The sequence below is a fragment of the Leptolyngbya sp. Heron Island J genome (assembly GCF_000482245.1).
Lineage (GTDB): Bacteria > Cyanobacteriota > Cyanobacteriia > Phormidesmidales > Phormidesmidaceae > Leptothoe.
Genome location: NZ_AWNH01000014.1, coordinates 80,505 through 94,150 on the forward strand (window position 1 = coordinate 80,505; position 13,646 = coordinate 94,150).

General features: G+C 48.3%; 16 protein-coding genes. 7 read left to right on the plus strand and 9 right to left on the minus strand.

Going from position 1 to position 13,646, the window contains the following annotated elements:
* Nucleotides 1-33 precede the first annotated feature (33 nt).
* The 7 genes from N836_RS72840 to N836_RS44000 form a co-directional block, all read right to left on the minus strand.
* Nucleotides 34-519, minus strand: a complete 486-nt coding sequence (locus N836_RS72840) for a DUF5946 family protein (RefSeq protein ID WP_152532052.1) — start codon at nt 517-519, stop codon at nt 34-36.
* A 17-nt stretch (nt 520-536) separates the two neighbouring features.
* Complete coding sequence (locus N836_RS43980) at nt 537-1,031, minus strand: GNAT family N-acetyltransferase (RefSeq protein WP_023070973.1); 495 nt, start codon at nt 1,029-1,031, stop codon at nt 537-539.
* Between the two features lie 122 nt (nt 1,032-1,153).
* Nucleotides 1,154-1,789: a peroxiredoxin gene (locus tag N836_RS43985; protein ID WP_023070974.1), complete on the minus strand. Its 636-nt coding sequence runs from the start codon at nt 1,787-1,789 to the stop codon at nt 1,154-1,156.
* A gap of 184 nt (nt 1,790-1,973) precedes the next feature.
* Nucleotides 1,974-3,020 carry a cysteine synthase A gene (gene cysK / locus N836_RS43990; RefSeq protein WP_023070975.1) on the minus strand — a complete coding sequence of 349 codons (1,047 nt, stop codon included), beginning with the start codon at nt 3,018-3,020 and terminating at the stop codon, nt 1,974-1,976.
* A gap of 10 nt (nt 3,021-3,030) precedes the next feature.
* The gene (locus tag N836_RS76345; protein WP_023070976.1) at nt 3,031-3,198 is read right to left on the minus strand and encodes a hypothetical protein; all 168 of its coding nucleotides are present in this window, start codon (nt 3,196-3,198) and stop codon (nt 3,031-3,033) included.
* Nucleotides 3,199-3,482: 284 nt separating this feature from the next.
* Nucleotides 3,483-3,830, minus strand: a complete 348-nt coding sequence (locus N836_RS43995; RefSeq protein ID WP_023070977.1) for a DOPA 4,5-dioxygenase family protein — start codon at nt 3,828-3,830, stop codon at nt 3,483-3,485.
* 251 nt (nt 3,831-4,081) lie between these two features.
* Nucleotides 4,082-4,525 (minus strand): helix-turn-helix domain-containing protein, encoded by a 444-nt coding sequence (locus N836_RS44000; protein ID WP_200867382.1) that lies wholly within the window; start codon nt 4,523-4,525, stop codon nt 4,082-4,084.
* Between the two features lie 206 nt (nt 4,526-4,731).
* Between N836_RS44000 and N836_RS44005 the strand changes: the two genes are divergently transcribed.
* The 4 genes from N836_RS44005 to N836_RS44020 all read left to right on the plus strand — a co-directional run bounded on the left by N836_RS44005 (nt 4,732) and on the right by N836_RS44020 (nt 8,002).
* Complete coding sequence (locus tag N836_RS44005; RefSeq protein WP_023070979.1) at nt 4,732-5,634, plus strand: LysR substrate-binding domain-containing protein; 903 nt, start codon at nt 4,732-4,734, stop codon at nt 5,632-5,634.
* Between the two features lie 243 nt (nt 5,635-5,877).
* Complete coding sequence (locus N836_RS44010) at nt 5,878-6,450, plus strand: TetR/AcrR family transcriptional regulator (protein ID WP_023070981.1); 573 nt, start codon at nt 5,878-5,880, stop codon at nt 6,448-6,450.
* A 59-nt stretch (nt 6,451-6,509) separates the two neighbouring features.
* Nucleotides 6,510-7,292: an SDR family NAD(P)-dependent oxidoreductase gene (locus tag N836_RS44015; protein WP_023070982.1), complete on the plus strand. Its 783-nt coding sequence runs from the start codon at nt 6,510-6,512 to the stop codon at nt 7,290-7,292.
* A gap of 53 nt (nt 7,293-7,345) precedes the next feature.
* The gene (locus N836_RS44020; protein WP_023070983.1) at nt 7,346-8,002 is read left to right on the plus strand and encodes a cupin domain-containing protein; all 657 of its coding nucleotides are present in this window, start codon (nt 7,346-7,348) and stop codon (nt 8,000-8,002) included.
* A 190-nt stretch (nt 8,003-8,192) separates the two neighbouring features.
* On the opposite strand, the gene N836_RS44025 is transcribed toward N836_RS44020, so the two are convergent.
* Complete coding sequence (locus N836_RS44025) at nt 8,193-8,936, minus strand: hypothetical protein (protein ID WP_023070984.1); 744 nt, start codon at nt 8,934-8,936, stop codon at nt 8,193-8,195.
* An 18-nt stretch (nt 8,937-8,954) separates the two neighbouring features.
* The gene (locus tag N836_RS44030; protein WP_023070985.1) at nt 8,955-9,560 is read right to left on the minus strand and encodes a nitroreductase family protein; all 606 of its coding nucleotides are present in this window, start codon (nt 9,558-9,560) and stop codon (nt 8,955-8,957) included.
* Nucleotides 9,561-10,671: 1,111 nt separating this feature from the next.
* Between N836_RS44030 and ycaC the strand changes: the two genes are divergently transcribed.
* The 3 genes from ycaC (at nt 10,672) to N836_RS44050 (ending at nt 13,625) form a co-directional block, all read left to right on the plus strand.
* Nucleotides 10,672-11,301 (plus strand): isochorismate family cysteine hydrolase YcaC, encoded by a 630-nt coding sequence (gene ycaC, locus N836_RS44035; RefSeq protein WP_023070987.1) that lies wholly within the window; start codon nt 10,672-10,674, stop codon nt 11,299-11,301.
* 183 nt (nt 11,302-11,484) lie between these two features.
* Nucleotides 11,485-13,440, plus strand: coding sequence for an amidohydrolase (locus tag N836_RS44045; protein ID WP_023070989.1), 1,956 nt, complete (start codon nt 11,485-11,487; stop codon nt 13,438-13,440).
* On the plus strand, nt 13,431-13,625 hold the full coding sequence (locus tag N836_RS44050) for a hypothetical protein (RefSeq protein WP_152532053.1): 195 nt from the start codon (nt 13,431-13,433) through the stop codon (nt 13,623-13,625). Before N836_RS44045 ends, N836_RS44050 begins: the two co-directional genes overlap by 10 nt.
* Nucleotides 13,626-13,646: the final 21 nt, after the last annotated feature.

The window sequence follows — 13,646 nt, forward strand, 5'->3', positions numbered from 1 at the left end:
TACTGCCAGCAGTCTTAGAAATTCACAGCGTATTCATGAACAAATCTCTTTAATATAGCTATGATATTCGCGCCAACAGTTAAACACAATTTCACCCCACTGCAGAACCAGTTCACAGTGTTGCTCAGCCGTATCAGCTTGCCAGATATTGTTAATAGTTATGCTTCCTAAATCTTGGGGAGGCGGTAACCACCGAAACTGCTCTTTGCGCTTGGTGAGATCACTCTTGAACTGGGAGAGCTGGCCAATTTCGACATGATTTTGGTAGTACCCATACAAACTGGCTAGGTGTAAATTAACGGAATTAATGGTCTGAGGACCTTCGGTGCCAGGATGCTGAATGGCGTAAGCATCAACCGTAATGGCATGCACCGCAAAGTACTGGGCATTGGAATATTCCCGTGCTAACACTTCGCCGTATCTCGCCCAACATCCTGGCGAAGCATCTAAATAGGCATGGGTGACTCCTGTTGTTGATCGGGGCGTTTCTGCACCACATGAGCTGCATTTGTCCATCATGATTCTAAGGATTCACATCAACTAGAAGAAAATTGGTGATCACTTTGACAGCAAAGCCTTGAATTCTGTTTTTTGATAAACTTCATTTCACCAGCAAACGGTCCCTCGGACTCAATACCCACCGGTATCCATCCCAGATGTAAATAAAACCCATAGGCCCTCAGATTAGGATCATTTTCTGTCACCAGCCAGATTTCTGGAATGCCTGCAGCCCATAGCCAGTCTTCAGCAGCTTGCATTAAGCGACGACCGGCACCGCATGCTTCATAGTCAGGCAAAATAAATATACCAAAAATTGTTTTGTCGGTTTTATTGGCGATGGCAAAGCCAACTGCTTGATGATCAATTTCAGCAATCCAGGCACAGCAATCGGTTTGTAGCATTTCAGCGATCGATTCAGGGGTGATGCCTAAGGCCGCAATTTCTGCGCGAGATTGATGGTTTTCAGTAACGCTGGTTCTGATATCAAAGAGTGTTTCGATATCATCGAGTTGAGCAATGCGGATAATCATATGAGACGCTTAGAGCAATGCGGTAGGGTGTGTTGCGGCAATATAGCCCAACGCACCCTGATAAACAAGAGTCTGATGCGTCACCACTCTGTGTGACGCACCTTACGACAAGGCCGGATAAGCTATCGATTAGGTTGGGGCGTCATCCGTAAATAGGGCTTAATCTCGGTTACCCCTTTAGGAAACTTCTGTTGCGCAGCATCGGTGGAAATCGCGGGTGAAACCACCACATCCTCTCCATCTTGCCAATCAACAGGGGTGGCCATACTGTAGTTATCGGTTAACTGCAGTGAATCTAGCACACGCAAAATCTCATTGAAATTACGCCCTGTGCTAGGGGGATAGGTAAGCGTTAATCGCAACTTCCTGTGGGGGTCAATCACAAACACCGTGCGCACGGTGACTTTGGCATTAGCATTGGGATGAATCATGCCGTAGCGGTTTGCAACGGTTTTATCATCATCGGCAATGATGGGATAGTTGACAGTGGTATTTTGGGTTTCATTAATGTCACTAATCCAGCCCTGGTGGGACTCTACACCATCTACGCTGAGAGCAACCACCTTTGCCCCTCGTTTGGCAAACTCAGACTTGAGTTTAGCCACGCTACCCAGTTCGGTGGTGCAAACAGGCGTATAGTCAGCCGGGTGTGAAAACAATACGACCCAATCATTACCCGCCCAATCGTAAAAGTTGATTTCACCTTCGGTAGTTTGCTGGGTAAAGTTCGGAACAATATCGCCAAGTTGTAATGTCATGATAATCTCCTTTAGTTGAGTAATTGTTGGTTGGTTTGAACAGTCACAAACGATTGGAAGCCCTGTGAGGTATGAAATAATGGGTGGTTAAACCACATCGAGTCTCTGGTGGCGATCGCAACCGCCGTCGCATGGCAATAACAAACATGACACTGAGTCCTGATCTCAAAGTTCGAGCTAGTGATTAGGAAGACACTGACGCATAGGTACGGTGATAGCTTGGGACCGTGACAGCTGAGATCGTCTCGTCAGAAATCAACTGTTTCAGTGGCTGGGCGACAGCCATCGACTGAGCCGTCAAATTGTTGAACAAACTAGTGCTCAAGTAACGCTCGCCTGCACTAGGTTGCACTACTACAATTAGCTTGTCCTTATTCTTCGGACGCTGCGCCACCTGAATGGCAGCACCAAGGGCAGCACCCGTGGAAATACCAGACAAGATGCCCTCTTCACTAGCCAATCGGCGACCGTAAACGATCGCATCTTGATCCGTCACGGGTATCACCTCATCCAGCAGGTCAACCCGCATTAAATCGGGTACAAACCCAGCTCCCAACCCTTGAATTTGATGGGGTCCCGGCTTCCCTCCCAATAGCACAGGACTGGCCGCTGGTTCTACAGCAATCACTTGCAGGGAGGGTTTACGCGGCTTGAGGCTAGAAGCAATGCCAGTGATGGTCCCACCCGTACCCACACCAGCGACAACAATATCCACCTGTCCCTCAGTATCAGTCCAGATTTCATGGGCGGTTGTTTGACAGTGTACCTGAGGATTGATGGGGTTCTGAAACTGTTGCAACATGTAAGCATTGGGGTTCGTAGCCACAACGTCAGCCGCCAGTGCGATCGCCCCCCGCATACCCTCATGTTTTGGTGTCAACAATAACTCTGCACCATAAGCCCTCAGCAACTTACACCGTTCCAGACTCATGTCATCTGGCATCGTCAGCATCAGAGAATACCCCTTCACAGCTGCCGCCATTGCCAAGGCAATGCCTGTATTTCCTGCCGTCGCTTCGACCAAAATCGATTGACCCGGACAAATATCTCCAGCTGCTTCAGCTGATTGAATCATACTGAGAGCAATGCGATCTTTAACAGACGATGTTGGATTCATCCCCTCCAGCTTGAGCACAATCTTGCCCAAACAGCCTTCGGCCTGGGGAATACGATTTAACCGTACCAGAGGAGTATGGCCAATTAATTGAGTAATATCGTGAGCAATTCTCATCACACACCTCTTAAACGGTGGCATACTCAAAGGCAGCACTGGCAAGATCTAGACCCACTACGTTTTGAACAGCGATTTCATCGGTTCGATTGAGAAACGATAGGTATGTTGGTTCGCCAGCTTCTCCGTTGGGTCCGGTGGGTTCAGGTATTAGATTGGTCACTACAGAGTTAGCCACAATGAGTGGTTCCTTAATTCTCGAAAGTGTTTCGTTGTTGGAGTATTCAGTCAAGATAAAAACAGCCCATGGCGTAGGCAGACGTGAGTTCTTAACTGTCCTCTAATATCTCCAACAGTAATTGCTGGTTACCACTTTCGTCGTTATGGAAAAGGTATGGAGTTTCGATAGGGTAGTTATGGAAAAGTATGTTTTATTTACCCTGATAGGGGTCATTGATTGCAGGCGTACTCTTACCCACTCCCAAGAGTACGCTCATATCAGCTACATCCTTGATAGCGAGTCTAATCCCTGAAAATCGACAGATTGAGCGCAACAGGCTCTCCAAGCCAGGAAGCGTGTTTGGTGTGATCGTCAAGATCGTTTCCAGTCAGTCCATGGACAAGTACTGTCAAATCCTTCCGGTTGTTCTCAAGCCATGGGAGCAATCCATCAAACTGGTTTTTATCAAATGCGAGTTGGCAACTCCAACGAGGGTGAGGGCCAACCAGTTTCTGGTGTACTCGACCCACCGTTACCCCAAAACGCTCCCCAGCCTCCTGACACATGGCGACAGCTGTCGTCACGGAGTTTTCATCGAAATAAACATGGGCATGGTAGTGGTCGTAGATGTTGGTGGGTCGGTTTATCATCGGCGTAAAATAGAAGGGTACTGATACATGTCTATCAATACAAGATTAATGGCATTGTGGGTCGGACGTCGGCGTTGCTAAATCTGTGAATGCATTGCATTTCATCGAATTACTGAAGAGTTGCCATATCAAAGCTTTCAAAATCAGCCAAAATTCATCCCGTCATTTAGTAACGCCAGAATTCAGATAAGAATGGGAGATACGCCTATCAATTGTTGAAATAACCGGCCAATTCGATCATTGTGCCCTGTTCAAAGTCTCTTCCTATAAGCGTTAGGTGTTGTGCCAGTGAGATTACGGAAATGTTTATTGAGAGCACTTTGGTTAGCAAATCCACATTCTAGTGCGATCGCAGCAATGGATATTTTCTGCGGTTGTCGAAGCAGCCATTTAGCCTGTTCTACTCGCTGTTGAATGATGTATTTGTAGGGTGGGACGCCCATTGATTGACGGAATAGGCGGCAAAAATAGTACTGACTCATACCTAACAACTCAGCAAGATCAGCCAGCTTAATATCCTGATCTAAATGGGTTCGGATATAGTCAATGGTACGACGCAGCTGATATCGGGAAAGACCGCCATCATAGTCAGGTATATCCCTTTTGCAGGCAACATGATTTTTTAGAAGATGCACGGCTACGGCATTAAGAAAAGAGTCTGTATAGAGTTGTTCGACCGGCCCTGTTGTCTTCATTCCCTCCAAAAGTTGGACAATTAGATGTCGCATCAGCGGATCAAAAGAAGAGTTTCGGTGGAAGTTCAAAATGGCTAACTTCGGCCACGTCTAAGATAGTTCGACTACAGAATTAATAGGTTTTTTGTTTTTTCTTTAGATTTATAATAGATGCCGTCAACGATACCGTCCAATACTCAATCAGCGAGCAATAATACCTTTTAAATATGGATGCCGATTTTTCAATCCGTCAGCTGCGCTATTTCATGGTGGTAGCAGAGGAATTAAACTTCACCCGCGCGGCAGAGCGATTACAGATTGCTCAACCCCCACTTAGTCGGCAAATTCAGAGTTTAGAGCAGACGCTGAGATTCACACTACTAGAACGCACCAATCGACGAGTCGCGTTAACGCCAGCAGGTGAAGTATTTTTGGCAGAGTGCCGCCAAATTCTCAACCAGATGGAGCAGGGTATTCGAGCGGCTCGACGGGTAGCCCATGGTGAAGCGGGACAGCTGTTTCTGGGGTTTGAAGGGGCTGCCCATAATCAGCTGATTCTCGAAATCATTCGTCAGTTTCGCACCCAGTTTCCAGACGTGGAGCTGATTATGCAAGAAATGCCCTCTGGCAAGCAGGTGGAGGCATTACAACAAGAGCAACTCGACATGGGACTGATTGAGCCCATTGCTGCAGAGGATGGACTCAAAGTTGCACCACTTTTGTCTGAACCGCTGATAGTAGCTCTGGCTGACAGCCATCCATTAACTTGCGAAGAACACATTGACCTAAGTCAGCTTGCTGATGAACCCTGGGTGACGGGGCGCAGTAATGATGGCTGCGGTTTATTGTTGCGACTTTTAGATGCATGCCACCAGGCAGGATTTGCGCCCAAAGTTAAGCAGGAAACCAATGATCTGCTAATGACTCTGGGATTTGTAGCGTCTGGTTTGGGCATTACCTTGCTGCCGAAGTCGAGTCGGCTTGCCCAGGCTGGCATTGCCTATCGTCCGATACAACCACCTACTCCTGAGGTGCAGCTTGCGATCGCATGGCATCAGCAATCACCCGTCGTCGAGTCTTTTTTGCAAGTAGTAGAAGCATGCTACGGGGTTAAATTAAATATGGGGTAAATGTCATCTCACCACCTACAACATTTAAAGCAAGTGGCTTACCAAGATCACGCCTAAAATCGCGAGGCATTCTCGGTTTCTGAGGCAACCTCATCTCCTTTACCAAAGAAGGCCGGAAAGGGGTTGGGAATAGTCAACTTGGGACTCAACAGAAGACAGCCCCATTGAGCCCGCCACCCATTAACCGCAAAAAAATTTATTAAAGGGTTGACATCTACCATCTAGTAGGTAGACAATCTAACTATGAAAGGAACGGCTCAACAAATTCTGAATGTTGCTCAAGATCTCGTACGTTGTCGGGGGTATAGCGCCTTCAGCTACGCCGATATCTCACAGCAGGTAGGCATTCGTAAGGCTAGCATTCATTACCACTTCCCTTCCAAGGAAGCACTCGGTAAGGAGTTGGTTAAGCGATACCACACCAACTTTCAGCAAAAGTTGAAAGCCATTGAGCAGTCTGAGTCCGACCCGCACCAGCAGCTACAACAGTTTGTGGGGCTCTACCGGAGTGGCCTCAGCGAACGCCAGATGTGCCTGTGTGGCATGTTGTCCGCTGAAATTGAAGTCCTACCCGACTCCATTCAAGAGGAGGTCAGAATTTTCCTTTCAGAGACACAAGCCTGGCTCACAGATCTACTGGCATCAGGGGAAGCCGCCGGTCACCTACAACCGCGCATCTCTCCCGAGACTGAAGCCTCGCTTTTGCTGGCAACGGTCCAGGGGGCACAGCTGATAGCCCGTGCGGCAACAGATAGCGAAATGGCGTTTGATGCCATTGCCAAACCTCTGTTAGCAACCCTCAGCACCGCTGGCTAATTTTTTTACTCGCTTACCTACCTACTAGTAGGTAATTTATTTAAAAAGGAGACAGTCCAATGACTCAACAATTCGAAGGACAAAAGCTTATCGTAATTGGCGGTACTAGCGGTATGGGTAAACGTGTTGCCCAGCTAGTTTTGCAAGGGGGTGGGTCCGCCGTTCTGATTGGCCGACGAGCTGCAAAGCTCCAGGCTGCTGTCAAGGAACTCCAGGCATATGGACCTGTGGTCGGTGAGCAAGCCGATATTACTAAACCGGAAGAACGTCGGGCGCTGAGCGATCTTCTAGCGACAAAACATGCCGATGCCACCCTGTTGGTCAACGCGGCTGGAGTTTTTTTACCTAAAGCATTTTTAGAGCATACCGAAGCTGACTACGACCTATACCTCGACCTCAACAAAGCCACCTTCTTCCTCACTCAAACAGTGGCTAAGAAGATGATAGAACGTGGTGAAGGTGGAGCCATCGTCAATGTCGGCTCCATGTGGGCCAAACAAGCCATCCAGGCCACGCCCTCATCGGCCTATTCCATGGCCAAAGCCGGGCTCCATTCCTTAACTCAACACCTGGCCATGGAGTTAGCTAGCAACAACATCCGCGTCAACGCCGTATCTCCAGCCGTGGTCGAAACTCCAATTTACGAAGGGTTTATTCCCAAAGATGAGGTACATGGCACATTACAAAGCTTTAATGGGTTCCATCCCATTGGCCGTGTAGGCACCCCAGAAGATGTAGCGCAAGCCATTAGCTTTCTACTCTCCAGCAAGGCTACCTGGGTCACTGGCGCAGTTTGGGACGTTGACGGTGGTGTGATGGCTGGACGTAACCAATACAACTAGCCGACCCAACGGCACCAAATACCACTCAACAGTTTTTTTAAGAGGTTTAAGCCATGAAAATCTATGCTGATCTGAATCAACGAGCTGTTGTTTTTAGCGACGATCTCCCTTGGGTTGATTCTCCTATGGCCGGTGTGCAACGCCGCATGCTGGAACGGGATGGAGAAGAAGTTGCCAGAGCGACTTCCATTGTCCGCTATGCCCGCGGTAGCTACTTTTCAGCCCATACCCATGGCGGCGGTGAAGAGTTTTTTGTGTTAGCAGGGGTATTCTCTGACGAGCACGGCGACTTTGGACCTGGCACCTATGTGCGGAATCCCGTGGGTTCCAGCCACACGCCCCACAGCAAAGAAGGCGCAACCATTTTGGTCAAGCTGCGGCAAATGGACCCACAGGATCAACAACAGGTCACTATTGACACCACTCAGGCGGGTTGGGCTCCTGGCTTAGTAGAAGGGCTCCAGGTGTTGCCGCTCCACGCCTACGGTACTGAGCAGGTGGCGCTGGTGAAGTGGGCACCAGGGACAAGGTTTCAGTCCCATCGTCACTGGGGTGGAGAGGAAATTTTTGTACTCGCAGGTGCGTTCGCGGATGAGCACGGTGTATATCCTCAGGGCACCTGGCTACGCAACCCTCCCGACAGCATCCACACGCCGTTCAGTGATGCAGGCTGTCTGATTTATGTGAAGACCGGGCACTTGTCTACCTAGCAGCGTATCTTGCTGCCCAAAACAAACGAAGCCTCAGCTACCAAGTAATCAGACGCCTTGTAGACCCATACTTCGGACCCTGTCGCAGTTGCGATCGCATGAAACTAGTAATCAAAGAAACGGCTTGCTGCAATAGTTTATTCACAGCCATTGCAGCAAACCGTCAAGTGTTCACTTAGCAAAATTTAGGCTAAAGAACTAGCAGCAGTGCCGAATAACAAACAGCGCCTGTAACAAACATGCCAAAGTGACTCTCCTGTTCTTCCGGTAATTCTTCTTTGAGCACATTGAGGATAATGCCACCTGCCACTAAGGCCCAAATTGCAGCGATAGCAGCTCCAGTTTCGTGCATGCCACGTCCTAATATCCAGCCCAGGAGAATAGCCGCAGCTAAAATCCAACGCCCAACGCGATCATAGGCCTGTTTGTGATGCTCCTGTAGGCCAATGTCGTTGACTAAAAAGTGTAGAGACAGGGCGAAAAATAACAACAGACAGGCGACTAATCCATGGCTTTCAGCCTCCCATAGCAGAAAACCGAGTATGCCATTGTAGAGAGCAAAAGAACTGATATGGAGCCAGAAAACACCTGGATGGGTGCAGTCACTGCCTTTTGTTTTTTGTTGGTGCGATCGCGACCTCAACGCCAACTTCTCTAACCCATAAAAAATAGCTAAACCCGCTAATGCCAGAATATAAACATGGTTTTCCAAATAGGCCACAAGCGGTACGCTGCTGTGCTCCACTTCGGCTTGGGCCTGACTCAACTCAGGAAGAATATCCAGAAAAATATAAGCAATCGACACACCGCCTGCAATTGACACCCACCAGCGTTGAGGAATACGACGTACCCACTGGGTCCGGCTAGCAAATACATGCACCAAACCCAGGCAGACTGCTAATGCAAAACCAACAAAGCTAGTATTGACATCCATAACGAGTACGCCTTTTCTCTAAAAAGAATTTTCAACCACAAGTTGTTCAAGGGGTAACTGACCAGGCTTGGGCCAGGGCTCTTTAATCCCCTTACCAATCGCCACCATCGGCCCAATCACATGATCATCTGGTAGCTTAACTAGTTCAGCCACCTTGGCCAGATCAAAGCCAATCATCGGACAGGATTGATACCCTAGCTCTTGCGCTGCCAGCATTACGGTCTGCATTGCCATCCCAATCGAGCGTTGCGCCTCGTCTCGCTGTAGCCATTCCCGTCCTTCATGGAATGGTCCCATCCATCCCACTAACAGATCAGACACCTCCTTAGGCGCATTGGCCCAATAGCGCTCGGGATTCTTCTGCCAGGCCTTCATGTCAGCCGCAAACAGAATGAGTAATGAAGCATCGGTCATTTGAGCCTGATCGTTACCGTATTCTTTGCGGATTTTGGCTCGGAGTTCTGGATCTCGTAAAATCACAAATCGCCAGTGCTGAATGTTAAAGCTAGTAGGTGCCTGAATCATTGCTGTCAATAGCGTTTGCTCTTCCTCTGCGGAAAGCCTATGGTCGGAGTCATATTGTTTGACAGCGCGCCGTTTGTAAATGGCTTCAATGGCATTCATTGTGTGTGGTGCATCCTCACTTACGTCAGGAGTATTCTAAGGGGAAAGGTAGACATCAAGTCTTGTCAGTTCTTGCTAGAAATATTGTGTTTTTGTTTTTTGCTATTGCTGATTTAAGAGATACACCTATTAACTCACCTGATAAAGAGCTCAAAGCTCTTCAGATTAAATCATCCCGAGGCTCAGCAACGCCTGTTTTTACATATCAACATTTATTACAGTGCGATTCTAATATCCAGAGGTGTTGTTCCACTATGGCGGCAATCTTTGTATACATTTGGGCCGTTGCAGTATCCCCAAGGTCAGTGGCTTGAGCAATTCCAATCCAAGTTGGATACATTTACTGTGTGAGGATATCCATTGAGCCAGTCCCAGATATCATCAGGGGTATCAGCCCTGGTTTCATAAACCCTGGCTCATAAAATTTAGGCTCTTGAAACAAGGCAGAGCTGGTATTAAATCCATCCATAGCTTTTTATGTCCGGACTAACTTGATGTGACTGAAACTAGACAATAGTTTCTAAAATAGATGATTTCCAGGCAAGCGATCTGATCGATTCTTGCCAACAGGAGTCACATCTTACAATTGCCTCAAATTGGGGGCAAACGCCTTGTCTTTGAAGATCTTCTTGTTGAACAACAAATAAACGCCACAAAGGATGAAAGATCGCAAGAATAGAAAAGATTTTTGCTCTGTGGATTAGCTAGATTATGCTTAATCAAACAGAGGATATGGCTTAGGGCTTGTTAATGAGTAACATCATACTTTCTGCAGTTTTCCCTCTTATTAAGGGCTACTGTGTACACACAAGTGATCGTAAATAGCATTTACAGTTGACTAACTCCCTCTAACTCTCCCTTTGCAAGGGAGAGGGCTGTGTTCTCCCTTGCAAAGGGGGATAAGAAGGGTAATGCAAGATTTTGAACTCCTTTCGAGAGGTGTGTACACGGTTGCTGATTAAGAGGGATGGAGGGGAATTGTTAAAACCTCGGTATGCTAGAAGATCCCTCTGCCTCCTTACAAACGAGAGGATGCTAAAACCATCAGGTTATTACCTCAGTTTGAAGTTTGTTTTTTTGCTCTTAAAAAGATATAGAAGAGGAGAGTTAGATGGCTACGTCGTATAACTACAATCGCTTGAATAAGGATAATGCTGCTTTACTGATGGTAGATCACCAGGCGGGGTTAGTCTCTCTTGTGCAAGATTATCCTCCCAATGAGTTTAAGAATAACGTTCTTGCCCTGGCAGATGTCGCGAAGTTTTTCAACCTGCCTACCATTCTGACCACCAGCATGGAAGAAGGCCCCAATGGTCCTCTGGTTTCAGAACTCAAGGAAGCGTTTCCTGATGCACCGTATATTGCTCGCCCTGGACAAATCAATGCCTGGGACAACCAGGACTTCGTAGCTGCTGTTAAGGCAACTGGCAAAACACAGCTGCTCATTGCCGGGGTGGTTACCGATGTTTGTGTGGCCTTTGTGGCACTGTCAGCAATCGAGGCAGGCTTTGAGGTATTTGTAGTTACGGATGCCTCCGGCACATTCGATGAGGGTGTCCGGGCCACAGCGTGGGAACGGATGAGTGCTGCTGGCGTGCAGTTGCTCAACTGGTTTGCGGTTGCGTGTGAACTGCACCGTGATTGGCGCAACGATATGGAGGGGCTGGGCAATCTGTTGTCTAACCATATCCCGCTTTATCGCGGATTGATGATGAGCTACCGCGCGCGCACGGGCAAATAAAGGTGAGATCGGGGCATGAAGCTGGATACGAAGAATGGATCAGGGGCATCGCCGCCGATGCTCGACAGGTTGAGGGACACTTGGGTGTGAACATTCTGCGGCCACAACCTGGAACCTCAGCAGACTATGTAATTGTGCTTCAGGTGGTTGTTTGTTTGATAGTTATCAACGGAGGTAATCATCATGGGTAAGTTTCAAGGTTTTGATAGAAGAGGTTTTCTCAAGTGGGCATTAGCCACCGGGTTTTCTACAACTCTCCTTAATAAAGGCCGAACCTGGGGCCAAAATCCGGTTGATGCTAAAGCGAATCTGATTCTGCATAATGGTCGCATTGCCACTCAGGACGGCAGCCACTCCTTTGCAGAAGCTGTTGCTATTAAAGATAATCGCTTTCTAGCAGTCGGTTCAGAGAAAGAGATTATGGCCTACAGAGGCGATCAGACCGAACTGATTGATCTCAATGGTCGCACCACCATTCCGGGCTTGAACGACACCCATACCCATCTGATTCGCGGTGGCTTGAACTACAACATGGAGCTGCGCTGGGATGGAGTACCCTCTCTTGCTGATGCCCTACGCATGTTGAAAGACCAGGCAATTAGAACTCCGGCCCCTCAGTGGGTGCGCGTAATCGGCGGTTGGAGCGAATTTCAATTTGCTGAACGGCGGATGCCCACCCTGGCAGAAATTAACGCAGTGTCTCAAGATGTGCCAGTCTTTATCCTTAACTTATACAACCGGGCATTGCTCAACCGGGCTGCCCTTAGAGCTCTTGGCATCGATCGCAACACTGTTCCCCCAACGGGGTCTGTGATTGAAAAAGATAGTCAGGGCAATCCAACCGGCATGCTGATTGCCAAGCCTAACGCGGCCATTCTATATGCTTCGATCGCACAAGGTCCCATCCTTGGTCTCGAAGATCAGATAAACTCGTCTCGCCACTACCTGCGTGAAATGAATCGCCTGGGCATTACTGGGGTAATCGACGCCGGCGGTGGAGGCCAAAACTACCCCGATGATTACCAGATTATTCAAAAGCTTCACGACGACAACTTACTCACCGTACGAGTTTCCTATAATCTGTTCACGCAAAATCCGGGCGCAGAGAAAGAAGACTTTGAGCGTTGGATTGACATTGCTAGCCCTGGGCAAGGGGATGATTTCTATCGGCTTAATGGTGCCGGTGAAATGTTAGTGTTCTCCGCCGCCGATTTTGAAGACTTTACCGAATCCCGACCTAACCTAATGGCAGACATGGAAGGTCAGCTCACCGAGGTGATTCAGCTGTTGGCAGAAAACAACTGGCCCTTCCGTCTCCATGCCACCTACGATGAATCCATCACCCGATTTTTAGATGTCTTTGAGCAGGTTAATCGAGATGTGCCCTTTGACAACATGCACTGGATCTTGGACCATGCTGAGACCATTAGCGATCGCAACATCGAACGAGTCAAAGCATTGGGTGGCGGTATCGCGATTCAACACCGCATGGCCTACCAAGGTGAATACTTCATTGAACGCTATGGCTTTGAAGCCGCCAAACACACGCCACCGATCAAGAAAATTCTGGCCGCAGATGTTCCCCTGGCCGCTGGCACTGACGGTACTCGCGTGGCCAGCTATAATCCTTGGGTTGGACTATACTGGCTGGCATCTGGCAAAACTGTTGGCGGCACCACACTATACACTGAAGATAATCGTTTGGCTCGGATGGATGCGCTCAGGTTGTACACCGCTGCAACTGCCTGGTTCTCTAACCAAGAAGGTAATCAGGGAGCCATTGTGCCCGGTCAGTTAGCTGATTTGGCAGTACTTTCAGAAGACTATTTCTCTATACCAGAGGAACGTATTAAGCATCTGGAATCTGTTCTGACGATTGTGGATGGTAAGCCCGTCTACGGAGCCGCAGAATTTAGCAACTTCGCGCCACCCCCTCTGCCCGTTAGTCCCAACTGGTCGCCAATCAACTATTATGGCGGCTATCAAAACGACTCGGGCATTATTCACACAGGGTTGTCGCAGGTGAAGTCTGTGGTGCGATCGCAAAATCCATTCCAAATACGGCCCAAACAATCCTCTCTAAATATGGCGGGCAGTCTATCTCACTTTTGGGGTGGGCTAACCTGTGCTTGTTGTTAGGAGAAATTGGTTGGTTACACAACTACCGTCGGAGTTTATCAATTAATTGGGCGGCAATTATTTTTGCGATCGCACCATTATTGGTTGCCCAGTTTAAAGAAACTACAGGGCCAACGGAGATAGCTACCCGTTGGCCCTGTAGTTTCTTTAGTATTCAAACGACTGATGTCGCCGGTAAGCGTTAACTTTGAATGCTTTCTACAGCT